This window comes from Vibrio breoganii, from assembly GCF_001677275.1.
Lineage (GTDB): Bacteria > Pseudomonadota > Gammaproteobacteria > Enterobacterales > Vibrionaceae > Vibrio > Vibrio breoganii.
This window is the reverse complement of sequence record NZ_CP016177.1, coordinates 1,764,688-1,788,881: the sequence shown is the minus strand read 5'-3', so window position 1 is coordinate 1,788,881 and position 24,194 is coordinate 1,764,688. Positions and strand designations below refer to the sequence as shown.

Below are 24,194 nucleotides of genomic sequence, written 5' to 3'. Positions count from 1 at the left end.
CAGAGCATTAAAAATAATGCCGTTTATACAATGAATTTAGAAAAGGATAACAGCGTGGAAGTTCGTCATAATTGGACAGTTGAAGAGGTCCAGACACTACTTAATCTCCCGTTTATGGATCTGTTGTATCAAGCACAGACCGTTCACCGCCAGCACCAGCAGCATAACTATGTGCAGGTCAGTACATTGCTTTCCATAAAAACAGGGGCTTGCCCTGAGGATTGTAAATATTGCCCACAAAGTGCCCATTATCGAACTGACGTGGATAAAGAGCGCTTAATGGAAGTAGAGCGAGTATTAGAAGCGGCAGAGAAGGCGAAAAACTCAGGCTCTACGCGCTTTTGCATGGGCGCTGCCTGGAAGAACCCTAAAGCGCGCGATATGCCTTTGCTGACCGATATGATTAAGGGTGTGAAGTCTTTAGGTTTAGAAACCTGCATGACTCTAGGTATGTTGACCCCTGAGCAGGCATCCGAACTTTCTACTGCAGGGCTTGATTATTACAACCACAACCTAGACACCTCGCCAGAGTATTATGGCAACATCATCACCACCAGAACCTACCAAGACCGCTTAGATACCTTGTCGCATGTGCGTGAAGCCGGAATGAAAATCTGTTCTGGAGGGATTATTGGCATGGGCGAGGGCACCGCAGATCGCGCAGGCCTATTGGCTGAATTAGCGAGCTTGCCGGTTCACCCTGAGAGCGTTCCTATCAATATGCTGGTGAAAGTAAAGGGCACACCACTGCAAGACGTTGACGATGTCGACCCATTTGAGTTCATCAAACTGATTGCCATTGCTCGCATAATGATGCCTGAATCGGCTGTGCGCTTGTCGGCTGGCCGTGAAAATATGAACGAGCAAATGCAGGCGCTGTGTTTCATGGCGGGCGCTAACTCCATTTTCTATGGTTGCAAGCTTCTAACAACGCCGAATCCTGATGAAGATAGCGATATGCAGCTATTTAAAAAGTTGGGTATCAATACCCTAGCAACCAGCCAGAAACCTGATCAGATCCAAGAGCATGAATTGCTCGAGCAGGTCAATGAAAGGGTGGCTGCAAGACCGACAAAAGATGATCTTTTCTACGATGCCACTGTTTGAATCGAGGATCACGAGCGCACTGCAACAAAGACGTGAACAGGGGCTACTTAGAACCCTCACCCCTGTTCATGGCGGAAATACAGCACAGGTCCAAATCGCTGAGCAGGGCTTCGTTAATTTTTCTAGTAATGATTACCTAGGGCTTGCCAATGACAACACCTTGAAAGAGGCGTGGAAAACGGCGGTGGATCGTCACGGTGTAGGCAGCGCCGCCTCGCCTATGGTGACAGGGTTTTCCTACGCACATTTGCAACTGCAAGACGCCTTATGTGACTGGCTTGGATATGAACAAGCGGTATTGTTTAATTCAGGGTTTAGTGCCAATCAAGCGGCTCTTTTTGCGTTGCTTGAAAAGGGTGATTGCTTATATCAAGACAAACTCAATCACGCATCTCTGATGGAGGCTGGCATGTTAAGCCCCGCAACCCAATACCGGTTCACTCATAACAGTACTCAGCGCTTAAGTGATCTGATTGAGCGCAATGGCTCAGGTTTAGTGGTCACTGAAGGGGTGTTTAGTATGGATGGGGATAAAGCCCCACTGGCTGATATTCAAATTCAGAGCCAAAAACAAAACTGCTGGCTGATGGTTGACGATGCCCATGGCTTAGGGGTGTTAGGCAAGGAAGGCAAAGGCAGCTGCACAGAGTCTTCAATAAAGCCTCAATTGCTGGTGGTGACCTTTGGGAAGGCGTTAGGCGTGCAAGGCGCGGCGATCTTGTGCTGCTCATCCATAGCCGAATATTTGCGTCAGTATGCGCGTCACTTTGTGTATTCAACGGCGATGCCACCGGCACAGGCCGCCACAGTGACTAAAGCGATACAGCTCACTCGCACTCAGCAATGGCGTCGTGACCAATTATCGGATTTACAACATACCTATTCGCGCCTGCTCGGTGACCTTCCGGGTTTTATAGAGACACAAACGCCAATCAAACCCTACTTAGCAGGCTCTGCAGACCGAGCCATGTCGATGGCAAGTTACTTGCGCCAGCAAGGGCTTTGGGCAACGGCAATTAGACCGCCCACAGTGCCAAAAGGAAAGGCCAGAATTCGAGTGACATTATCGGCCAATCATAAGCTTGAACAGATCAGTAAACTTGCTCAATCGCTAAAGCAATTTGAATGTCAGTATGCCAAGGAGGGTTGTTAGTCATGGGCTCAAATGGAGTGTTGATTGCTACGCCAGAGAAACAGGCCATTGCCAGCGCATTTGGTCGTGCAGCTTCTAACTATGACCAGCATGCTCGATTTCAAAGAGACGTGGTAGAGAAGTTACTCGAAAGGCTGCCGGCAAGCCTGATAGGTAAACAGATTCTGGATGTAGGCTGCGGTACAGGTTATCTCACCGAAAAACTACTGCAGCGAGGGGCTGAGGTTGTGGCGTTAGATCTCTCGGACAAAATGTTAGATCAGGCTAGATTACGTTGTGGAAAGCAGGTTACCTATTACTTAGGTGATGCTGAAGCTCTTCCCTTTGCTGATGATAGCTTTGATTACGTTGTCTCGAGTTTAGCGTTGCAGTGGTGCGAGGATTTAAGTGTTCCCATCCGAGAATCAAAACGCGTGTGTAAAGTGGGAGGGCATGTCTTGTTCTCTACATTGGTTGAGGGATCGCTGTATGAATTAAAGCAGGCGTGGAGCTATGTTGATCAGTATCAACATGTGAAGCAGTTTGTATCTGAAAAGGCAATAAAAATTGCGTTGGCTCAATCGAAGTGTGATGGCTCTCAAGTAGACTTGGCAAAAATGACCTATTGGTACCATAGTGCCTTTGAGCTAATGAAAGATCTAAAAGGCATAGGTGCGACTCAAATAGGTGGCCGCTCACAAGGATTAACCAAAAAAAGCTCATTGGTTAAGCTAGAGCAGGTCTATCAACAATTATTTCAGACCAATCTCAAATTACCGGCAACTTACCGAGTTTGCCTAGGGCTAATAAAGAAATGAACAAGACAATTTTCGTTGCTGGAACGGATACGGATGTAGGAAAAACGGTTGTTTCACGAGCTTTGTTGCAAGCATTTAATGCAAGAGGATTGTCGACGATCGGCTTTAAGCCTGTTGCTGCAGGCTGTGAGATGACCGCTGAGGGTGCTCGCAATTCTGATGCCTTGTATCTACAATCGGCGGCTAGTATTGAGCTTGCTTACGATGAAGTGAACCCAGTTGCGTTAATGACACCGGCATCTCCGCATATAGCGGCGAAAATCGACGATAAACCAATCGACACCGCGTCCCTTTCTGAAAAATTGCATCAGCATCAGAAAAATGCTGATTTTGTATTGGTTGAGGGTGCCGGTGGTTGGCGAGTGCCTATCGCAGACGATGGTTATTTATCTGAATGGGTTGCCGATGAGAAGTTGCCAGTAATCTTAGTGGTTGGCGTGAAGCTAGGCTGTCTAAGTCATGCTATTTTGACCGCAGAGGCAATCAAAAACGACGGTTTAGAGGTTGTGGGCTGGGTGGCTAACCGAGTGAACCCTTGTGAAGAGCACTACCGTGACATTATTACGTTTTTAGAGTCGCAGATTGGCGCGCCTAAGATTGGTGAAATCCCATACATGCGTGGGGTTAAGAAAAAAGATCTCAGCAAATACATCAATCTTGATTCGATCATATAAACGTATTTGCGATCACTGAATACCAAAACGCCCTCTTAAAAAGAGCGCGTTTTTTCTATTCGTATCAAGCTATTTAGTGTCGCGAGCCAGTTGCGATTGCGCGTTTAACACTTGTTGTTCTACAGATTCAGCATCGGAAATCCCAAGCTCTTCGAGGGCTTCTTCTTTGCTCATTCCAAGGTGACAACGAAGTATGTCCAACGCCATTTCATGATTAGTACCATCAGCCATAACTCACTCCTTTTTTGTTAATGCTTGGTTAAAAAATAAATATCTTGGCTAACATTTATACCCATTCATTGATTTAACGCAAGACACTTTGCTAAAAAAATCGTCAATTGCGAACAGAACTCTCATTTTGTCGCAAATTGTTACTGCTATTGAGTTTTCGCTTCGCGTCCACATATATAGAATGTGGTAACAGAAACTTGCAAATCCAATTGAGATACCCCTCTGGGAACAAAGATTATCTTTCTTTGTCTACTGTCTCGGATTGGAACCATAATTACACTGTTCTAGCTTCTTACTTTGGAGAAAATGAATGAAGCGCGTAGCGTTATTTTTACTGACCAACCTTGCTGTAATTGCAGTATTGAGTGTGGTGTTAAACCTTGTTTATGCTTTTACTGGCATACAATCCGGTAGCCTGTCTGGTCTACTAGTGTTGGCCGCAGTCTTTGGTTTTGGTGGCTCTTTCATTTCATTGATGATGTCAAAGAGTATGGCGCTGCGTTCGGTGGGTGGACAGGTGATAGAAAGCCCGCGCAACCAAACAGAGCACTGGCTATTAGAGACAGTTTCTCGTCAAGCACAGCAGGCAGGTATCGGCATGCCTACCGTTGCCGTTTATGATTCTGCAGACATTAATGCATTTGCGACCGGTGCGAAGCGTGACGATTCATTAGTTGCGGTGTCCACGGGACTGCTCAATAGCATGACTCAAGACGAAGCTGAAGCGGTACTGGCGCACGAAGTAAGCCATATTGCTAACGGTGACATGGTCACCATGACGCTAATGCAAGGCGTAGTGAATACCTTTGTTATCTTCCTATCTCGCTTTATTGCCAACATGGTTGCCAATAACAACAGCGATGAGGGAGAAGGCGGCACTAACATGATGGTGTACTTCGGTGTGTCTATGGTTTTGGAGTTAGTGTTTGGTTTCTTGGCAAGCTTCATCACCATGTGGTACAGCCGTAAGCGTGAGTTCCATGCGGATGCAGGTGCAGCGCACTTAGTGGGTAAGCATAAGATGATCGCCGCTCTTGAGCGTCTTAAAACAAGCCATGAACCTCAGCTTGAGGGCTCTATGATGGCCTTTGGTATTAACGGTAAAAGCTCTCTAACAGAGTTGCTTATGTCTCACCCACCGTTAGACAAGCGAATTGAAGCGTTGAGAAACACTCAGCAGTTCTAATTTGCTTGAAGAATATTGATTAAAAAGCTTGGTGTAAAAACCAAGCTTTTTTTTGATCTAATGCTTTGTAAAACACGTAGTTAAGGTAAGTTTTCGCAAAATACACTACCTTTAACTAGACCCAACGAATATCAGGTCACAAAGGTTGAATAAACCAGACGGGGAGGGACGCCCTGTCATAGCCACTAGGAAATGGATGATGAACATTGATACTGTTGCAGATGTATATCAAAGCCTGAGTAAAGACACCCTACACAGTCTTACTCGAATCTATCATCAAGATGTGATTTTTGAGGACTCCGCCCATAAGCTAAACGGCTGGGATGAGCTCTCGTCTTATTTTGATAACTTGTACCAGAACGTAATTGATTGCCGATTCGATATTTTGAGTAAGCATCAAGCGGGCGATGCAGGGTTCATTATTTGGACTATGCGTTTGCGCCACCCCAAATTAAAGGGAGGCAGTGAGGTCGCAGTGCAAGGTATCAGTCATTTAGAGTTTCGTGATGGCAAGGTGATCCATCATCGAGACTATTTTGATATGGGGGAGATGCTCTATGAGAATCTTCCTGTGCTGGGTTCCGTGATTAAGACCATCAAAAAAAGGTTGGGGCAATCATGAACCCAATCTTGATTACCGGAGCCACCTCTGGAATAGGGCTGCAGCTTGCCAAAGATTATGCTGAGTCTGGGCAGATCGTTTATGTCTGCGGACGAAACGCTGAAAAACTGCAGGAACTCGCCTCCCTAGGTAGTCACGTAAAACCACTTCAATTTGATCTTACCGACCTAAGTTCGTGCAAAGAAGCCCTTTATGATTTGGACCCGATTCCACTTACCTGGGTGCTTAATGCTGGGGACTGCGAATACATTGACGAAGGGGTTATGGATGCGGCCCTAATAAAGCGTGTGTTCACGATAAATGTTATTGGACTAGCCAATGCCATCGAAGGCGCCCAGCACCATTTTGTAGCAGGGCATCATCTGGTAATTGTGGGCTCTATCGCAAGCGAGATGGCACTACCTCGCGCCGAAGCCTACGGAGCGTCAAAAGCGGCGGTGAGCTATTTGTCTCGCACGCTGGGCGTTGACCTCGCGCCCAAGGGCATCAAGGTAAGCACAGTATTTCCGGGATTTGTGAAAACGCCACTTACCGACAAAAACGACTTTCCAATGCCGATGATGATTGAAGTAGACGAAGCGGCTAGAGCGATACGAGAGGGCATAGAGTCGGGAAAAACCAACATCTATTTTCCTAAGCGTTTTACATGGATATTGAGAATTTTAGGAAGCTTGCCGTACTCAGTGCAGCACCATCTTGCTAAGAAACTGATTAAGGACAAACAGTAATGAAGATAGCGATCATAGGCACAGGGATATCCGGACTCACTTGTGGATACCGCCTACATAAAAACCACGACGTAACCTTGTTTGAAGCGAATGACTATATTGGTGGTCATACGGCGACGGTGGATGTTGAGGTTGAAGGAAAGCCCTACACTGTAGACACCGGATTCATCGTTTACAACGACCGCACCTACCCCAATTTCATCGAAATGATGAACGAGATTGGTGTGCGTGGAAACCCAACCGAGATGAGCTTTAGCGTGCGCAACGACGGTAATGGGCTGGAATACAACGGTCATGCTCTGTCGACCCTGTTTGCTCAAAAGCGTAACTGGTTTAATCCCAAGTTTTATTTGTTCATTTCTGAGATCCTTCGCTTCAATAAGCTTGCAAAGTCCTTGGCAGGTGATGATTCACTAGAAGAGCAAACGCTCGGCTCTTTTCTTGAAGAACATGATTTTAGTGGCTATTTCAGTGAAAACTACATCTTACCAATGGGCGCCGCAATTTGGTCATCCACCCTTGCAGATATGCGTGTGTTTCCTCTTTCTTTCTTCTTGCGTTTTTTCCTCAATCACGGCCTACTTGATATCAAAAATAGACCGCAGTGGTACGTGATAGACGAGGGCTCTAGAGCCTATATTGAGCCGTTAATTCAGGGTTTTTCCGATAAGATCTTACTCAAATCGCCCGTTGAAAAAGTGCAGAGAACGCCAGTGGGTGTTCGATTATTAGTAAACGGTGAATGGCTGCAATTTGATCAGGTGATCTTTGCTTGCCACAGCGATCAGGCGCTGAAGATCCTCGGAGAGGAACAAACTCAGCTAGAGACTGATGTGCTGGGGGACATGCGATATCAAGCCAATGAAGTGGTGTTGCATACTGATACCAACCTACTACCGAAACGTAGTAAAGCTTGGGCTTCGTGGAACTATTATTTGTCCGGCGACCAAGATCAAGAGAACCGATTACCGACCTTAACCTATGATATGAATATCCTGCAGCACATTCAGTCAGACCACACATTCTGCGTATCTCTGAACAACAGCCCGAATATTGATAAGGACAAAATCTTACGTAGCTTCATCTATCACCACCCAGTATTTACTCGAGAGTCCATTGCCGCGCAGGGGCGTAGCGAAGAGCTTCAAGGCCATAATGCTACTTGGTTCTGCGGCGCATATTGGCGCAATGGCTTTCATGAAGATGGCGTTTATAGTGCACTCCAGGTAGTGAAAGGTATTGAAGCGATGCAAGAAAATGCTCAAGAGAAAGGCGCAGCATGAATAGCGCAATCTTAGTGGGCACCGTGAGGCATAGACGTTTCTCTCCCACAGAACATGCCCTTAATTACCCCCTGTTTATGCCCAGCATAGATGTGGATGAATTCCAGTCTCTGAAAAATTCAGTATGGGGATTTGGAGAAAAGTGGTGGCACTGGGCTCGCTTTAATCGTAGTGATTACGTCGGAAAGGGATGCCTAAAATCAGCCGTTCAAGATAAGGTATTTGAGCTAACAGGAAAACGCTTTAGCGGTAAGGTGGTCGCTGTTGTCCACCTTCGTTATCTCGGCCTCTACTTCAGTCCCGTCAATTTCTACTATGTTTATGATAGTAAAGGGCAATGGCAGATGCTGTTGGCTGAGGTGAGTAACACGCCATGGAACGAGCGACACTACTATGCCATTGATGCCGATGAGGGAGAAAACGGAGAAAACTGGAAACATGATAAGGCGTTTCATGTATCGCCTTTTAATCCTGTAGAGCAGCAATATGTGTGGCGACTCAAACCACTTTCAGAAAAGTTGATGGTTCATCTAGAGTGCCACAGAGAGAACAAAGAGTTTGACGCGACTCTGTCAATGAAGGCGAGAGCCTTCAATAGTAGAAATCTTCTTAAACAGTTGATCTGTACCCCGATTTTGACAGTAAAAGTACTCACAGGCATTTACTGGCACGCATTGAAGTTGTGGATTAAGAAAGTACCCATCTACCCGCATCCAGCAAAAAATAAATAATGAGAAAGCAGGAGGCTTTTCACAATGTACGATTCACAATCTTTGGTTATCGAAAAGGATCTTTCGCCTCTACAGCGGTCCGCTCGCGCGCTTCTTCTTAACCACCTACAAAAGTTGCAACATGGCAGATTAACCATCATCGAACGCTTTGAATCGAAATCGGTTTCAGAGTCTTTAGAGTTTGGTTGTGCAACTGAGAGCTTTCACGCCTCTATTGAAATATCCCATCCGGATTTTTATTCTCGAATGCTAAGCGGTGGCAGTATTGCTGCGGCAGAAGCGTATATGGATGGATGGTGGGACAGTAGCGACCTTACCGCAGTGATGAAATTGATGGCATTAAATCTCAACTCTCTCGATAACATGAACAGCAAGCAAAGCCTTTTCAAAAGAGCGGCATATAAGGTGGGTCACTGGCTAAACAGAAATACTCACATCAATTCTAAGAAAAATATTGGGGCACATTACGACTTGGGGAATGAGCTCTACACGCGTTTTCTAGACAATAACATGCTCTACTCTGCGGCAGTCTACAACAACAGCTCAGACACCTTAGAGCAAGCTCAAATCAATAAAATGGACAGGCTTTGTCAGCAATTGAAGTTGCAGTCGGGTGATTCGGTCATTGAAATTGGTACGGGTTGGGGTGGTATGGCGATATACATGGCCAAAACCTATGGCTGTCATGTCACGACCACCACTATTTCAGAAGAGCAGTTTGCCTACGCAGCACAAAAAGTGCAGGAGCAAGGGCTGTCTGATCAAGTTACTCTTTTGAAGCAGGATTACCGAGACCTTGAGGGTCAGTTCGATAAACTGGTGTCCATTGAGATGATCGAAGCGGTGGGGAGAGAGTTCTTGCCTTCTTACATCGACAAGTGTCAGAGCCTTCTTAAACCTGGCGGGCTTATGGCGATTCAGGCGATCACCATTGCCGATCAACGTTTTGAATCGTACAGCAAGGGCGTTGATTTTATCCAAAAATACATATTCCCTGGCGGCTTCCTCCCTTCAGTTACCCACTTATTGCAACAAACCACTAAACATAGCCAGTTGGTTTTGCATGATCTCCATGACATAGGGATGGATTACGCCAAGACCCTTCGCGAGTGGCTGCATCGTTTTAACCTGTCTGAAAAAGAGTTAGCAAGCTTTGGTTATGATGAACGCTTCATGCGTATGTGGCGTTATTACCTGTGCTACTGCGAAGGCGGTTTTCTCGCCCAACGCATCAGTACCGTTCACCTAACATTTCGCAACCCAAAGTAACTGATGATGGATAAGGGGCTTCTGGTTAAATCCATATGGTTTCAAAGCCTGTGGTTCCTTGCTGTCATTGGCAGAGAGAACACCTTTTTTCTATTGCTCCTTACTGTGGGAGCAACGCTTGTTTATTCGGTGAAGAAACAAGAGATCAACCTTGCTTGGTTATCGGCGTTTGTTATATCCGGCATCATCTTGGATACCTTTCATGGCCTTATCGGCTTGTTCTTGTTTCCACAGGCATGGATTCCAGCCTGGCTGATGTTGTTGTGGGTGATTTTTATATGGTATGCCTACCAAATGAAAACAGTTTTGACCCGTTTCCCTCTCTCTATCGTAAGTATGGTAGGAGCGCTCGGAGCAGCCGGCAGTTATTTTGCAGGGTTGAAACTAGGTGCGGTGCAATGGCCATATTCTGACGGACTGACTTTCGTTGTTCTGACCATAGAATGGTTCTTACTTTTTGCACTGATCATCTACTCCCTTAAAGCGTTGGATAAACGAGGAAAGGGACATAACCATCATGAGACTCATCACACTTAAAGCCTTGTTGCTAGTCAGCTTAACGTCATTTGGAGCAGTAGCCTCAGAGGTACAAGACAATTCCAACAACATCGACGTAGTTAATGGATGGACTCATTGGCCGACGGTGGGCTCAGCTGATCTTAACTTTATGTTCTTTGATGTGTATACCTCGGAGCTTCGAGCACCAGACGGTGTTTATACTGTAGACAATGACATCACGCCTCACCCTATTGCGTTGGCTATCACCTACGAGCGAAACATTTCCAAGAAGCATCTTCTTAAAGAAACCAAGAAACAATGGCTTCATCTTGGCTACTCTCCGACGGATTCTGAACAATGGACCGAGAGGCTAGATGCTATCTATCCAGATGTAGCTACAGGAGAACAACTGGTGTATATCACAGACGGGCAAACAGGTTCGTTTCTGTACATTACGCAAGACGGTGCCACTCAGCTTCGCGGCACCATTACCAATGAGGCTTTAAATGATGCCTTTCTTGCTATCTGGCTTTCTCCAAATACCGAATATCCTAAGCATCGTCAGCAACTGATAGGGATGAATCAACGATGATCTCTCGAAAGGTTAAAGCGTTTTTAGCACTTATAGGCGTTCTTCATGTCATGGGCTGTAGCGCTGACCTTAGTGATTACCAACAGGATGGCCCTAAATTCGATCTGTTTGGCTACTTTGAAGGCAGCGTTACTGCCTGGGGAATGGTGCAAGACCGCAGTGGCAAGCAAACCCGTCGTTTTGAAGTTGATTTGAACGGAAGCGTTGAGGGAAACGTGCTAACCCTGAACGAGGATTTTGTGTTTGATGATGGTGAAGAATCGACACGTATTTGGGTCATTACTCGTCTAGAGGATGGAACCTACGAGGGCAGGGCTGACGACATCATAGGCGTTGCCAGCGGTGAAGAGGTGGGTAATGCGCTTCGCTGGACCTATGATTTTGAGCTGCCTCGCGGTGACTCAACGGTTGTGGTGGGTTTTGATGATTGGCTTTACCGCCAAGACGAGAAGCATCTGTTTAATTTAACTTCCATCAGGAAATTCGGTATTGAGTTCGGCACGTTAACGCTCTTTTTCCAACGTAATGATTAGGCCTAACTTGTGCAGCAGATCACCGTTTGTTACAAATTGCACCGGCTGATGCGCCAGTGTTGCGACTGATTATGATACTATTGAGCCACTATAGGCTTTATTTACAAAGTGATTAATGACTGCAATAGCTGAATCTAACCCACTCTTATTTCATAAAACTTACCATCATCCTGACTCTAAGGAATGGGTGGTGTTTGTGCATGGCGCAGGTGGCAGTTCTTCTATTTGGTTTAAGCAAATCAAAGCCTACAAAGAGCACTTCAACATTCTGCTTATTGACCTTCGTGGTCATGGCAAATCCAATACCCTATTTCAAGACATCATTAGCAAACGCTACACCTTCGAGACCGTGACTAAAGACATTGTGAATGTCTTGGATCATTTGAAAATTAAGTCAGCACACTTTGTTGGTATGTCACTCGGGACCATTATTGTGCGTACCTTGGCGGAGATGGCGTCAGAACGCGTTAAGTCTATGGTGTTGGGGGGCGCGGTAACACGCTTTGATACTCGTTCACAGATTTTGGTAAAACTAGGGGGCTTGTTTAAGAACATCATCCCTTATATGTGGCTATATAGCCTGTTTGCCTGGATCGTGATGCCACAGAAAGGTCAGGTTGAGTCTCGTTTAATGTTCGTTCGTGAAGCGAGAAAGTTATGCCAAAAAGAGTTTAAACGTTGGTTTAAGCTAGCGGCTGACGTTAATCCGGTTATGCGCTATTTCAAAGACAAAGAACTCGATATTCCAACACTCTATTTGATGGGCGATAAGGACTACATGTTCATTAAGCCAGTTAAAGAGATGGTGTCTGTTCATCAAAACAGCCAATTGGTTGAGATTGAGGACTGCGGCCATGTGTGTAATGTGGAGCGTCCTCAAGAGTTCAATCAGAAGTCTATTGCCTTTATCCAATCTATGGTTAACACCAAACCAGCATAGGTGTGTTGATTTGAGTTAGTTATTACCTAGCTAACTCATAGAACTGCCACACTGCCAACACAAGGCAAATTGCCCTTCGTTGACTTCTCCACATTCAGCGCAGCGCCACTCGCTATTTTTTGAATGACTTCCCTTACGCTCAAACTCGGCAATCACTTCTTTCGCTTGTTCTTGCTTATGATGGTCAATTAGCCAAAGATAGGGCAGGCTAGAATCGTCCATTGGAAGCTCGCCCTGCAGGCCAAACATACCCTCACCACGCACTTCAACCTGAATGTTGTGACTATGCAAAAGCTCACAAAGTATGTGAGCTTGTGGGGGATTTTGCGCGACAAATAGTTTCATTGTGATCCTCAGTTATGCCGTGCTTGAGCCGTTCTGCGGACGGATTTTGCCCATTACCCATTTAGCAATCAGCGGGAACAGTCCTAGCAGTGCAAACGAAGCCAATACGGTTGGTGAAACGATGCCTGACAAGCTATCTATCTCTGCTAATTGTGTACCCGCATTCAGATACACCATAGTCCCTGCAAGCATGCCTAACTGGCTGAATACATAAAACTTAGCGATAGAAATGGGAGTGAGTCCCATAAGCAAGTTGATCAAGAAGAATGGGAACACAGGGATAAGACGCAAAGAGAATAGATAGAACGCACCGTCTTTTTCGACCCCTTTGTTGATGGTCTCTAATTTCGAGCCAAACTTCGCTTGAACCCAATCGCGCAGTAAGTAACGACTACTCAAAAACGCCAAGGTAGCGCCAATGGTGCTAGCAAAAGATACCAACAATAAGCTACTCCAAAAGCCAAACAGGGCGGCACCTAACAGCGTCACCACGGCAGCGCCAGGAATAGAAAAGGCGGTAATGAACACATAACCAATAAAATACAGAGCAGCAGAAAGCACGAAGTTTTCTTCGATTTGAGCGTTCAGTGCCAGTTGCTGTGCTTTGGCATTTTCTAGGGTCAGATACTGACCAAAATTCGCACCGAGTAACACGATAGCAACCACTAAAATTAGCCCGATTATCAATTTCTTATTCATGATTCTGCCCTTATCATCCTGAGTAAGTATAGAGACACGACGAGCAATAAAAAACTTTCAAATTAATTATTTTAAGGTGAGAAGGTGGTGCTTGTATTAAGTCGTGTGCGCATGCTCGTTGCTCGCGAGTGAATTTGACCATCGATCTTCCCGTCGTTCCCGAGTGCTTTTATTAGGAACCTGACTAGATGCGAGGAAGCAGACCCTCGATAGAAGCACTCGAGGGTGACGTGTTTGGGGGTTCTGAGTGCTTTGTTTTGATACTGAGCGGACTCAAATGACAGTACAAACGCACCATCCAAAACACACCGTCGTTCCCGAGCGCTTTTATCGGGAACCTGAAGAACTACCGATGTAGTAGACCCTCGATAGAAGCGCTCGAGGGTGACGTGTTTTGGGGCTTTGGGCGAGCAGTTTAATACTGAGCTGACTCAAATTACAGAGTAAAAATACAACCTCAAACCCGGCTCGTCGTTCCCGAATGCTTTTATCGGGAACCTGAAGAGTTCCGGAGGTAGTAGACTCTCGATAGAAGCACTCGAGGGTGACGGGTTTGGAAGTTCAAGGATGACTTTTGTTATTGGTAAGGATTTAACTTAGCAAACAAAAACGGCAGCCCTAGGGCTGCCGTTCTTAAATATTCTACAACTTATCCAGCATTAAGATTACGCACACTCGCGCGTTCAATCAGCTCTGGGTGCATCTCAAAGACACGGCGGTCGTGATCTTTATCCTTGATACGCTCAAGAAGGATCTCAAATGCAGTCTTGCCCACACGACGCTTAGGTTGGTGAACCGTAGTCAGTGGAGGTGCAAAGTAGGCTGCAAGGTCGATATTATCGTATCCAATGATCGAAATATCTTCAGGAACCAATAGACCATGCTGTCTTAGGCGACTGATCAAGCCTAGTGCCATGATGTCGTTAAAACAGAACACAGCAGTAGGGCGCTGCTCTTCTGGAATAGCAAACAGCTTGTCGGCAGTTTCAACGGCTGTATCACACTCGAAGTTGCCTTCGAAAATACGTTTCTCGTCAAAATCGATGTTCGCTTCTTTTAGAGCACGCTTATAACCGGAAATACGCTCGATGCACGCCAGTTTTTCAGCTTGACCTGTTAGGCAAGCAATTCGCTTATGACCATTTTCAACAAGGTATTTAGTCGCTAGATAGCCACCTTCTTCTGAGTTATCGATGATCTTATCTGCAGATGAAGACTCAGGACCCCAGTCCATAACTACTTTCGGAATACCAGGGTGAGAATCTAACATGCCACGCAGCTCTTCAGTCAGGTCTGAACACATAACCAAAATACCGTCGACACGCTTCTCTGCAAGCATGCGGATGTAGTCACGCTGCTTCTCATATAACCCACCAGTGTTACATAGGATAAGGGTATAGCCTTGGCGGTAGCAGTAGCTTTCTACGCCGTCGACCACTTCTGCAAAGAATGGGTTCGTCGACTGAGTTACCAACATACCAATGGTGCGAGTGGTGTTACATTTAAGACTACGAGCTACAGCACTTGGTGCATAGTTAAGCTCTTTTACTGCGTCCATCACACGTTCTTGCGTTGCTTCTGCAACAAAACGAGTTTTGTTAATCACGTGGGAAACAGTGGTAGTGGACACACCAGCTAGCTTTGCGACGTCTTTAATGGTTGCCATGCTATACCTTGTAAATAAAACCGAGGGTTATTGAAAATGGAATGTTAGGAAGAGGTTAGCACTCTTGGCCTATACTGCAAACGATTGCGCCGGGCAGTCTAGCCATAAATGCAAGTGCTGACAATGCATTTATGGCCATAATGTGAATCTATTACTCATTGCCCAGATAGCGGCAATCTAATTCACAGAAGTTAACGAGCAATTCGGCGACGGAAGAATAAAAACCAAACTCATCATATTGAGTGCAGTTTTCAGAAAATTGCGGTATCCAAGAAAGGATATGCTCTTCTATTAACACCTTTTGTTCAGCTAGTGCTTGCTCAAGGTGAGACTCTTGCTCTAGCTCATTGGAGCGAATAATCAGGTTACCAAGGAAGTCCAATTCTAAGGCGAGATGATCGGCAGGTTCGTTGAAGTTCTTATCCACTTCAATGCCTTTATCCAGCATTAGCTGCGCCATAGCTTGAGCAGGCTTGCCATTGAGCAGTTTACTGTCATCCAGATAGATAGAGGCGTAAGGCAGTGCAGCATACTTGTCTGACGTTAAGAATAAGTCACAAAAATCTGCAGCGAGTTCCAGCTGAGCATCTTCTCTATCTTGAAGGCGGTTGAGCGCGTCTACAACGCGTTCTACAGACTTAACCAGTTCTTCATTTTCGGCCAGCCCACCTAGAAATCCACGTACTTCAGCAGATTGATAGGCCTTCAAGTCTTCTTCTGTCAGTTCTTTAGAGAACAGGCTTGAAAACCACCAGTAGATTTCAGCGCGTTGTTCGTTGAACTGTTTTAGTTCTTGCATAGATAAATCCGTTTCTTTGACACAAATGAAAAGGCTATCTGTATAGATAGCCTTTTCGTGTTAAATAGTAACTTAAATTATGAATCAGTTAATTGGAGCTGACAAGATCTCGTATCTTCTGCCACCAAATTCCCATGGTTTCATGCCAATAGCGCTCAGTTTGCTCGAGATATCGAGCCTGTGGGGTGTATTTGACCCAGGCTTGATTGATATTCGACTGTGCCAGGTAATTAGTAGGTGCAGGCAGCGGCTCAAGACCTGCGCTATGGAACTCTCCTAATGCTCGGTGCATGTGGCTAGCCGAAGTCACAAGGGCTAGGCTCTTTTGACCCACAAATCCTGCGGCTTGCCTTGCTTCTTCCCAGGTATCTTGAGCGGTCTCTAATAGAATGATGTCAGATTTTGCTACGCCCAATGCTAAAGCGACCGTTGCCATCATGCGCGCTTGGCTCATTTCTGAGCCTCCGTCGTATCCAGACAAAATAAGTTTCGATCCAGGGTACATACGCAAAATACGAATGCCTTCGCTTAGGCGCATCAACGCCGTTCGGCTTAACTCTGAGGTAGGAGGAATTTCAGCGTCAACCACATGCCCACTGCCAAGGACCATGACATAGTCTAGGCTCTCTGACGGTGGTAAAAAGGCGGTGTATTTTCGTTCTAAAGGCTTAAGAAGAGAGGTTGAGACTGGCTGGAATGAAATAGTAAAGATCGATATCAGTGAGATAAAGATGAAAATACAGCCAGCTTTATGCCTTCGGGTAAACATAACGAGTGCCAATCCTATGAAGCCAAGTAGCAACATTGCAGGCAGAGGCATAAGAAAAGCAGTGATGATTTTTTTCAGTTCAAACATGTTGGGATAAACCAATTCCTAGGTTAGGTGGGGCAAAAAATGTGTCACGGGAATAAATGCCCCGCATTTGGTCGTTTTTTTAGTCGATCGAAGAGTCAAATCAACGACAGCGCTTTATTCTTGACGTCCTTGTGACACAATACGAAACACTCTTAAATAACATCATACCTCAATTAAAAGTGACACAAGATCGTAATTTCGACGATATTGCCCACAAATTTGCCGAAAATATTTATGGCTCGGACAAAGGCAATATACGTCAGACTATCGTCTGGGAAGATTTGCAGCAAATCATAACCCAGATTGGTGGCGACTCGAAACCCCTTACCGTACTTGATGCGGGCGGTGGGTTAGCTCAAATGTCACAAAAGTTGGCGCAGCAAGGCCACAACATTATTTTGTGTGATGTGTCTAACGAAATGCTTTCGTTAGCTAAGCAAGATATTGCGCAAAAGGGCTTGCTAGAGCAGTATCAGTTTATTCATGCGCCGGTTCAAGAGTTGGATCAACATCTCGAACAGCCAGTGGATTTAATACTGTTTCATGCGGTAATGGAATGGCTAGCAGAGCCTAAACAAGCGCTTCAAAAATTAATGAGTCATGTAGCCCCAGGCGGCATGGCTTCGATTATGTTTTATAACCACCACGGATTGGTGATGAAAAACGTAATTTGCGGCAACATACCTCATGTATTGCAGGGAATGCCCCATCGTAAACGGTTTAAGTTGCAACCTCAGAAAGGGTTGTTACCAGAAGACGTGTACCAATGGCTACAACAGTGCGATTTGCGCATTTGTGGTAAATCTGGAATCCGATCTTTTCATGACTATATTGGATTTACTCAGTATGTGGGTGATTACAGTCAAGAAGATCTGATGCAACTTGAACAGCAATTATGCAGAACTGAACCCTACCTTTCGTTAGGAAGATACATTCATGTATGGGTTCAGAAGGAACAACAGTAGGGAACTGGATGAGTCAACTCTCCCAAGAAGGGCAACAAAGCGACCAAGTCACAGTAGATGAGTTGGTCGGGTGGGTTAAACAACACGATTTCTCCCTTAATCTAAGTAGTGAGCACTTGAGCTTTTTGGTCGGTATCGCCCTGTTAAGTCAAGAACGTTTTGATGAAGAGTTGGGTGAAGGCGAATTGCACGACGCATTTGCCATTGTTCAGCGCGAATTTAATGGCACTGAAAGCTCAGGCAACGCAGCATTCAAGGCCAATAACGCGATCAACAGCTTGGTGGCACAACGACTACTCAGTCGATTTACCAGCGAAGGACAAGAAGGCAGCAGTATCTATCGTCTGTCTCCTTTGGCTGTGGGTATTTCTGAGTATTACTTGAGGCATCGCCAATTTTCTAAGCTTAAGTTATCCATTCAGCTGACTTTAGCCGGTAAAGAGCTCACAAATGCCGTCACCATTGCAGAAGAAGAGCCGAGCTCCGAAGGCTGGCGCCGAGATATCTATGGCACGCTTAAGTTTTCGGTAGCTGAAATCTTTGATCAGATTGACCTTAACCAAAGGGTTATGGATGAAGAGCAAGGCCAAGTAAAAACGCAAATAGCCGAGCTGTTGAATCAAGATTGGCGCGAGGCCATCAGTCAATGTGAGAACTTACTATCGGCAACCTCAAATACCTTAACCGAGCTGCAATCATCCTTGCAGGCCGCTGGCGATGAGCTGCAGTCTCAGCTATTGACCCTGCAACAAATTGTGTATGGCAATGAAGAGCTGGACTATATCGATGCGGTATTGTTTAGCTTGCAGGTCAAACTTGACCGAATTATTAGTTGGGGTCAGCAATCCATTGATCTATGGATTGGGTATGACCGCCACGTACATAAATTTATTCGTACCGCTATCGATATGGATAAAAACCGCGCCTTTAGCCAACGACTTCGCCAGTCTATTCAAGACTTTGGAGCGAACGCATGGCTGCTGACCTTTGCGGATGCTGAGCGTTTACGAGACCTAAGAGATGAATCTATGGTGCTTAAGAACGATGAAGCGTTAGGCGAATTGCCACCAGAGGTGGAGTACCAAGAGATGCTACAGGTAACCAATGAGTTAGCTGAGCAGGTTAAAGGTATGCTCAAAAATCATAAAAACCAGGGAGCGAGAATCGACCTCGGTGAGGTACTGCGCAACTATCTTGCCACTCACCCACAAGCGAGCCATTTTGATTTGGCCCGAATGGTAGTCGACCAAGCCGTACGCTTGGGTTACTCAGAACAAGACTACGCGGCCATTCAGCCAGATTGGCAGTCGATTAACGAATATGGTGCAAAGGTACAAGCAAATGTCATCAACAAATTCTGATATGTATATGCCAGAGAACCTGGTACGAGCGATTGCAAATCCGCTGTTTCCTGTATTGGATAGCCTGCTTCGCTCTGGTCGTCACATTACTCAAGACGATATGGATAACCACGCGCTTTTGTGCGACTTCGAAACGGATCTGATGCTGTTCTATCAACGCTACAACACAGAACTGGTGCGCGCCCCAGAAGGCTTTTTCTACTTGCGTCCTCGCTCAACAACATTGATTAACCGCAGCGTGCTATCTGAATTGGATATGCTGGTGGGCAAGGTGTTGTGTTTCTTATACCTAAGTCCTGAGCGCTTGGCTCAAGAAGGCATCTTTAGCAACCAAGAGATGTTCGAAGAACTGCTGTCTATTGCCGATCACAAGACACTCATGAAGTTTGTGACCAACAAGGCAACAGGTACCGATCTGGATAAAGAAAAGCTGTACGACAAGGTTCGTACGTCACTGCGTCGTTTGAAGCGTCTTGGGATGCTTCTGCCGATTGGCGAGGGTGATAAATTCCGCATCAGTGAAGCGGTATTCCGCTTTGGCGCTGATGTTCGTGTTGGTGACGATGTTCAGCAAGCACAAATGCGTTTAATTAGAGATGGTGAGGCCGTACCTTCAGAAGAAGTACAGCAAGGAACCCTGCTAGATGAGTCTGAGAGTGAGGAACAAGCATGATTGAAAGAGGAAAATATCAATCACTGACGATGGTGAACTGGAACGGCTTCTTTGCGCGTACCTTTGACATCGATGGTCTTGTGACCACACTTTCTGGCGGTAACGGTGCGGGTAAGTCCACCACTATGGCGGCGTTTATTACCACCTTGATCCCAGATCAAAGCCTGCTGCACTTTAGAAACACCACGGAAGCGGGCAGCTCGCAAGCCTCTCGAGACAAAGGCTTATACGGTAAGTTGCAGCCGGGTGTGTGTTACTCCGCTCTAGAGGTTGTCAACTCTCGTAATCAGCGCCTGGTATTTGCAGTTAAGTTGCAGCAGATAGCGGGCCGTGACAAGAAAGTGGATATCAAGCCATTTGTGATTCAAGGACTGCCAAGCTCAATTAAAGCAGCACAGCTGTTTATCGAGACAGTCAATGAGACTCAGGCAAAGGTGTGTCAGTTAAATGAGGTGAAAGAGCGTGTCGCTCAAATAGAGGGTGCTCAATTTAAGGCCTTCAACTCTATTACTGACTACCATGCGCAGATGTTTGATTTTGGCGTTGTGCCAAAGAAACTGCGTAACTCCAGCGACCGTTCGAAGTTCTATCGTTTAATTGAAGCATCACTATACGGTGGTATCTCAAGCACCATTACCCGCTCTTTGCGTGACTACTTATTGCCACAAAATGGCGGCGTTAAGAAAGCATTCCAAGATATGGAATCGGCGCTGCGTGAAAACCGCATCACCCTTGAAGCGATCAAAAACACTCAAGCGGATCGTGACCTGTTTAAGCATCTACTCACTGAGTCGACCAACTACGTGGCAGCAGATTACATGCGCCATGCCAATCAGCGTCGTTCAAAGCTAGAAGCCACTTTAGGTTTACGCTCGGAACTGTTTAGCAACCGTCAGCAGATCATTGATAACAATGCGCTACTGAATAGCACTCAACAGCAACTTGAGGCAGTGCTAGAAGAGCACTCAGCATTAGAGCAAGACCATCAGTCGGCTATTGATTACCTGCAACTGGTTCAAAACGCCCTTCAGCAACAGCAAAAAATAGCGCGCTATGAAGAAGACTTGATTGAGCTTAGTGAGCGTCTTGAAGAGCAAATCATGGTCGTGGAAGAGGCTCAAGAAGCCCTTATCACCGCCGAAGAGCAAAGCGAACTGACAGAGCAAGAGGTGGATAGCCTTAAGTCTCAACTTGCTGATTATCAACAAGCCCTTGATATTCAGCAGACACGCGCATTGCAATATCAACAAGCCATAAAAGCTCTTGAAGAAACACGCACGCTTTGTGAATTAGACATTGAGTCGGTTGAGCAGATCCCGGCATTAATTGCAGAGCTAACGGCACAGCAGCAAGCACAAACGCAGCAGATCCTATCGCTAAAACATAAGCTAGATATCAATTCAGCGGGCGTTGAGCAGTTTAATAAAGCCTTTGAGTTGGTTAAGCGCCTTGATGCCAACTGCGAGCGCAGTGACGCTGCCAGCTTTGCGAAGAATGCATTGGCAAAAGCGGTGAGCGCGAATAATGATGTGCAGCAGCTTTCTCACTGGCAGTCACAAAAGCAAGACTTGACCAAAGCCGTCGCGAAGCAGCAAGCCGCTCGCGCATTGGTGAGTGAATATCAGCAGCAATTCGCCTCCTTGCTGGTTGATGAAGCCGACCTTGAAGTGGAATACGAGCGCCAATCTGGGGCTATTGAGACCTCAGAGATGAGCATTGAATCGGGTCGTGAAAACCTGATAGAGATGCGCCGTAATGAACAGCAAATCAATTCTGAGATCCAACGCTTTGAATCCATAGCGCCTCGCTGGATCAAGGCGAGCGATGCACTCACTCAGCTAAGTGACCAAACCGATGCTGAGCTGAACAGTGCACAGTCTGTGATGGCGTCAATGCAGTCAGTATTGGAATCTGAGAAAGCCTTACTATCAAGTAAGGATGCGCTGGCGATTCGCCGCACTCAAGTTGAGAAAGAGATTGAAGCATTAGGCGCACCAGGCGGTGCCAATGACGCTCGCCTTAAGGCTCTAGCCGACAGCGTAGGCGGTGTGCTTCTTTCTGAAATCTATGACGACATCACCCTAGAAGATGCTCCGTACTTTAGCGCCATGTATGGTCCGGCTCGTCACGCTATCGTGGTGTCGGACATGAGCGGTGTGAAAGAGCGTCTAGTGGAGTTTGATGACTGCCCTGATGACGTGTATATCCTAGAGGGTGATGTCGATGCCTTCGATGATAGTCAGTTTGAGGTGGAAGAGTTTGAAGGTGCAGTGTGTGTTCAAGTGAGCGAACAGCAGCTGCGTTTCTCACGCTTCCCTAAAGTGCCTCTGTTTGGCCGAGCGGCACGTGAATCTCGTTTAGAGACACTTCGTGAAGAGCGCGACCAATTAATCGAAGACTATGCGAAAGCCTCTTTTGATGCGCAAAAAGCACAGCGTCTGTACCAAGCGTACAATGACTTTGTGGCACACCACGCTCAAGTGGCATTCGAGAACGATCCAGAGCAAAGCATTAGTACATTGCGTAGCCAGCGCAGTGCTCTAATCGAAAAACTATCAGTGCTGCAATCTGCAGAAGCGGAGCACAAAGCGGCATTAGCGAAAGCGAAGAAGGCGTTGTCAGCGCTGGATAAGATTGCGCCGTCTCTGCACTTGCTTGAAGACGAGTCTTTGAGCGAGCGTTTAGAAGAAGTTGAGCAAAAACTAGAACTATTGTCTGAGAGCAAGCGCTATCTAGACCAGTTCGGTCAGACGCTACAAAAGCTTGAGCCGATTGCTAGTTCGCTTGAGGCGGATCCTGAGCAGTTTGATGCTATTCAGGCAGAATATGAAGCTTTAGACCAAGCATTGCAGCTCAACAAGCAAAAGACCTTTGCACTGTCGAATGTATTAGGGCGCAAAGCGCACTTTGCTTATGCAGATTCAGTGAAGCTTCTTGATAAAAGCAGTGAGCTAAGCGAGCAGCTGAAGCTCAAACTTGCGACTGCAGAGCAAGAGAAAGATCGCGCTCGTGAAGGCTTCAAACAAGCTCAGCAACAGTTCCAGCAGTACAATCAGCTACTGGCAACACTGAAGAGCTCGCACCAGGCGAAATCAGAAACCGTTCAAGAGTTCCGCCAAGAGTTGACGGATGCGGGCATTACGCTGGATGACGGCATTCTAGAGCGTGCACAAACGCGCAAAGAAAGCCTACATCAACGCATTGAAACCTCTCGCATCGCTCAAGCGCAGATGCAAAAAACACTGACAGCCACTGAGATGGAGCTTCGTACTTCTACCAAAGCGCTTAAGAAGCAACAGAAAGAGTACTCAGAGCTGCGTACCTTTGTTGTCACGGCAAAAGCTGGCTGGTGTTCAGTGCTTAAGCTTGCAAGAGAGCATGATGTAGAACGTAGACTGCACAAGCGTGAACTGGCGTATCTTTCGGAGGGCGAGCTTCGCTCTATGTCGGATAAGTCTTTGGGTGCGCTTCGCTTGGCTGTCGCCAATGAAGATGATTTGCGTGATTCACTGCGTGCATCGGAAGATACTGCTTACCCTGAGCGCAAGGTGCTGTTCTACATCGCGGTCTACCAATACCTAAGAGAGCGTATTCGTCAGGACATCATACACACTGATGATCCTGTAGAAGCTATCGAAGAGATGGAGGTAGAGCTTGCCCGTTTGACTGAAGAGCTGAATCAGCGTGAACACCGCTTGGCAATCAGTTCAGAGTCGGTATCGAGCATTATCAAGAAAACCATACAGCGTGAGCAAAACCGTATTCGTATCTTGAACCAAGGCTTGTCCAACATTCACTTTGGCCAGGTTAAGGGTGTGCGATTGAATGTGCAGATCCGTGAGAGCCATCAAATCTTGTTGGATAGCTTGGCTTGTCCAGACAAGACGCATCAGCAATTATTTGATAACTCTAGACTGACCTTCTCCGAAGCCATGGCTAAGTTATTCCAACGTGTGAATCCTCACATCGACATGGGACAACGCTCGCCGCAGGTGATGGGTGAAGAGTTGCTGGATTACCGTAACTACCTAGAAATGGGTGTTGAGGTAAACCGTGGTTCAGAGGGTTGGCTACAGGCCGAGTCTGGCGCACTGTCTACCGGTGAGGCGATCGGTACTGGTCAATCTATCTTGTTGATGGTGGTTCAGAGTTGGGAAGAAGAATCACGCCGCTTACGCAGTAAGGATATTGTTCCTTGTCGCTTGTTGTTCTTGGATGAGGCAGCCCGTCTTGATGCAAAATCCATTGCGACCCTGTTTGAGCTGTGTGATCGCTTGAATATGCAATTGTTGATTGCCGCTCCTGAAAACATCAGTCCTGAGAAGGGTACGACCTATAAGCTAGTGCGTAAGGTCTTCAAAGACCACGAGCATGTGCATGTGGTTGGCCTGCGTGGCTTTGGTCAGCAATCTGTGGGTTCTGAGCCTATTGATGAGGCTGAGGTGGTTTAGCTATTGCGGAGAATGTGCGTTCTAAGATCCTGAAT

24 protein-coding genes are annotated in these 24,194 nt (G+C 46.3%); 18 read left to right on the top strand and 6 right to left on the bottom strand.

What is annotated here, in order from left to right:
• The first annotated feature begins 54 nt into the window (after nucleotides 1-54).
• The 4 genes from bioB to bioD are packed head-to-tail and all read left to right on the top strand — an operon-like array spanning nucleotide 55 to nucleotide 3,731.
• The gene (gene bioB, locus A6E01_RS08240; RefSeq protein WP_026026098.1) at nucleotides 55-1,107 is read left to right on the top strand and encodes a biotin synthase BioB; all 1,053 of its coding nucleotides are present in this window, start codon (nucleotides 55-57) and stop codon (nucleotides 1,105-1,107) included.
• Nucleotides 1,094-2,260 carry an 8-amino-7-oxononanoate synthase gene (locus A6E01_RS08235; protein WP_065210043.1) on the top strand — a complete coding sequence of 389 codons (1,167 nt, stop codon included), beginning with the start codon at nucleotides 1,094-1,096 and terminating at the stop codon, nucleotides 2,258-2,260. The genes bioB and A6E01_RS08235 overlap by 14 nt, the downstream gene beginning before the upstream one ends.
• A 2-nt stretch (nucleotides 2,261-2,262) precedes the next feature.
• A complete protein-coding gene (bioC, locus tag A6E01_RS08230) occupies nucleotides 2,263-3,057 on the top strand; it encodes a malonyl-ACP O-methyltransferase BioC (protein WP_065210042.1) in 795 nt (264 codons plus the stop codon).
• Nucleotides 3,054-3,731 (top strand): dethiobiotin synthase, encoded by a 678-nt coding sequence (gene bioD / locus A6E01_RS08225; protein WP_017027675.1) that lies wholly within the window; start codon nucleotides 3,054-3,056, stop codon nucleotides 3,729-3,731. Before bioC ends, bioD begins: the two co-directional genes overlap by 4 nt.
• 69 nt (nucleotides 3,732-3,800) lie before the next feature.
• On the opposite strand, the gene A6E01_RS21435 is transcribed toward bioD, so the two are convergent.
• Nucleotides 3,801-3,962 (bottom strand): hypothetical protein, encoded by a 162-nt coding sequence (locus A6E01_RS21435; RefSeq protein WP_017027674.1) that lies wholly within the window; start codon nucleotides 3,960-3,962, stop codon nucleotides 3,801-3,803.
• 310 nt (nucleotides 3,963-4,272) lie between these two features.
• Here A6E01_RS21435 and htpX point away from each other — a divergent pair, with 310 nt between their 5' ends.
• The 10 genes from htpX (at nucleotide 4,273) to A6E01_RS08175 (ending at nucleotide 12,344) form a co-directional block, all read left to right on the top strand.
• Nucleotides 4,273-5,148: a protease HtpX gene (gene htpX / locus A6E01_RS08220; RefSeq protein WP_065210041.1), complete on the top strand. Its 876-nt coding sequence runs from the start codon at nucleotides 4,273-4,275 to the stop codon at nucleotides 5,146-5,148.
• Nucleotides 5,149-5,347: 199 nt separating this feature from the next.
• Nucleotides 5,348-5,770, top strand: a complete 423-nt coding sequence (locus A6E01_RS08215; RefSeq protein WP_017027672.1) for a nuclear transport factor 2 family protein — start codon at nucleotides 5,348-5,350, stop codon at nucleotides 5,768-5,770.
• Nucleotides 5,767-6,498 (top strand): SDR family NAD(P)-dependent oxidoreductase, encoded by a 732-nt coding sequence (locus A6E01_RS08210; protein ID WP_065210040.1) that lies wholly within the window; start codon nucleotides 5,767-5,769, stop codon nucleotides 6,496-6,498. Before A6E01_RS08215 ends, A6E01_RS08210 begins: the two co-directional genes overlap by 4 nt.
• Nucleotides 6,498-7,781 carry an NAD(P)/FAD-dependent oxidoreductase gene (locus A6E01_RS08205; protein ID WP_065210039.1) on the top strand — a complete coding sequence of 428 codons (1,284 nt, stop codon included), beginning with the start codon at nucleotides 6,498-6,500 and terminating at the stop codon, nucleotides 7,779-7,781. Before A6E01_RS08210 ends, A6E01_RS08205 begins: the two co-directional genes overlap by 1 nt.
• A complete protein-coding gene (locus A6E01_RS08200) occupies nucleotides 7,778-8,512 on the top strand; it encodes a DUF1365 domain-containing protein (RefSeq protein WP_017027669.1) in 735 nt (244 codons plus the stop codon). Before A6E01_RS08205 ends, A6E01_RS08200 begins: the two co-directional genes overlap by 4 nt.
• A 24-nt stretch (nucleotides 8,513-8,536) precedes the next feature.
• The gene (locus A6E01_RS08195; protein WP_017027668.1) at nucleotides 8,537-9,781 is read left to right on the top strand and encodes an SAM-dependent methyltransferase; all 1,245 of its coding nucleotides are present in this window, start codon (nucleotides 8,537-8,539) and stop codon (nucleotides 9,779-9,781) included.
• Between the two features lie 3 nt (nucleotides 9,782-9,784).
• Nucleotides 9,785-10,318 (top strand): DUF2878 domain-containing protein, encoded by a 534-nt coding sequence (locus tag A6E01_RS08190; RefSeq protein ID WP_237334464.1) that lies wholly within the window; start codon nucleotides 9,785-9,787, stop codon nucleotides 10,316-10,318.
• Entirely contained in the window at nucleotides 10,299-10,871 is a 573-nt protein-coding gene (locus A6E01_RS08185) for a chalcone isomerase family protein (RefSeq protein WP_017027666.1), read from the top strand. The genes A6E01_RS08190 and A6E01_RS08185 overlap by 20 nt, the downstream gene beginning before the upstream one ends.
• On the top strand, nucleotides 10,868-11,404 hold the full coding sequence (locus A6E01_RS08180; protein WP_017027665.1) for a DUF3833 domain-containing protein: 537 nt from the start codon (nucleotides 10,868-10,870) through the stop codon (nucleotides 11,402-11,404). The genes A6E01_RS08185 and A6E01_RS08180 overlap by 4 nt, the downstream gene beginning before the upstream one ends.
• Nucleotides 11,405-11,519: 115 nt before the next feature.
• Nucleotides 11,520-12,344 (top strand): alpha/beta fold hydrolase, encoded by an 825-nt coding sequence (locus A6E01_RS08175; RefSeq protein ID WP_017030400.1) that lies wholly within the window; start codon nucleotides 11,520-11,522, stop codon nucleotides 12,342-12,344.
• Between the two features lie 30 nt (nucleotides 12,345-12,374).
• Here the strand turns inward: A6E01_RS08175 and A6E01_RS08170 are convergent, their stop codons facing one another.
• From A6E01_RS08170 to elyC, 5 genes are all read right to left on the bottom strand, one after another.
• Nucleotides 12,375-12,689, bottom strand: a complete 315-nt coding sequence (locus A6E01_RS08170) for a DUF7577 domain-containing protein (RefSeq protein ID WP_065210038.1) — start codon at nucleotides 12,687-12,689, stop codon at nucleotides 12,375-12,377.
• A 12-nt stretch (nucleotides 12,690-12,701) separates the two neighbouring features.
• Entirely contained in the window at nucleotides 12,702-13,388 is a 687-nt protein-coding gene (locus A6E01_RS08165; RefSeq protein ID WP_017027662.1) for a TVP38/TMEM64 family protein, read from the bottom strand.
• A gap of 649 nt (nucleotides 13,389-14,037) precedes the next feature.
• A complete protein-coding gene (purR, locus tag A6E01_RS08160) occupies nucleotides 14,038-15,054 on the bottom strand; it encodes an HTH-type transcriptional repressor PurR (protein WP_017027661.1) in 1,017 nt (338 codons plus the stop codon).
• Between the two features lie 151 nt (nucleotides 15,055-15,205).
• The gene (torD, locus tag A6E01_RS08155; RefSeq protein WP_017027660.1) at nucleotides 15,206-15,853 is read right to left on the bottom strand and encodes a molecular chaperone TorD; all 648 of its coding nucleotides are present in this window, start codon (nucleotides 15,851-15,853) and stop codon (nucleotides 15,206-15,208) included.
• Between the two features lie 88 nt (nucleotides 15,854-15,941).
• A complete protein-coding gene (elyC, locus tag A6E01_RS08150) occupies nucleotides 15,942-16,709 on the bottom strand; it encodes an envelope biogenesis factor ElyC (RefSeq protein WP_017027659.1) in 768 nt (255 codons plus the stop codon).
• A 179-nt stretch (nucleotides 16,710-16,888) separates the two neighbouring features.
• On the opposite strand from elyC, the gene cmoM reads away from it, so the two are divergent.
• From cmoM to mukB, 4 genes are read left to right on the top strand one after another with little or no spacing between them, the layout of a single operon-like run.
• Entirely contained in the window at nucleotides 16,889-17,674 is a 786-nt protein-coding gene (gene cmoM / locus A6E01_RS08145) for a tRNA uridine 5-oxyacetic acid(34) methyltransferase CmoM (RefSeq protein ID WP_026026097.1), read from the top strand.
• 8 nt (nucleotides 17,675-17,682) lie between these two features.
• Nucleotides 17,683-19,035 (top strand): chromosome partition protein MukF, encoded by a 1,353-nt coding sequence (mukF, locus tag A6E01_RS08140; RefSeq protein ID WP_026012632.1) that lies wholly within the window; start codon nucleotides 17,683-17,685, stop codon nucleotides 19,033-19,035.
• Nucleotides 19,016-19,708, top strand: coding sequence for a chromosome partition protein MukE (mukE, locus tag A6E01_RS08135; RefSeq protein WP_017027656.1), 693 nt, complete (start codon nucleotides 19,016-19,018; stop codon nucleotides 19,706-19,708). The genes mukF and mukE overlap by 20 nt, the downstream gene beginning before the upstream one ends.
• The gene (gene mukB / locus A6E01_RS08130; RefSeq protein ID WP_065210037.1) at nucleotides 19,705-24,159 is read left to right on the top strand and encodes a chromosome partition protein MukB; all 4,455 of its coding nucleotides are present in this window, start codon (nucleotides 19,705-19,707) and stop codon (nucleotides 24,157-24,159) included. The genes mukE and mukB overlap by 4 nt, the downstream gene beginning before the upstream one ends.
• The last annotated feature ends 35 nt before the right edge of the window (nucleotides 24,160-24,194 follow it).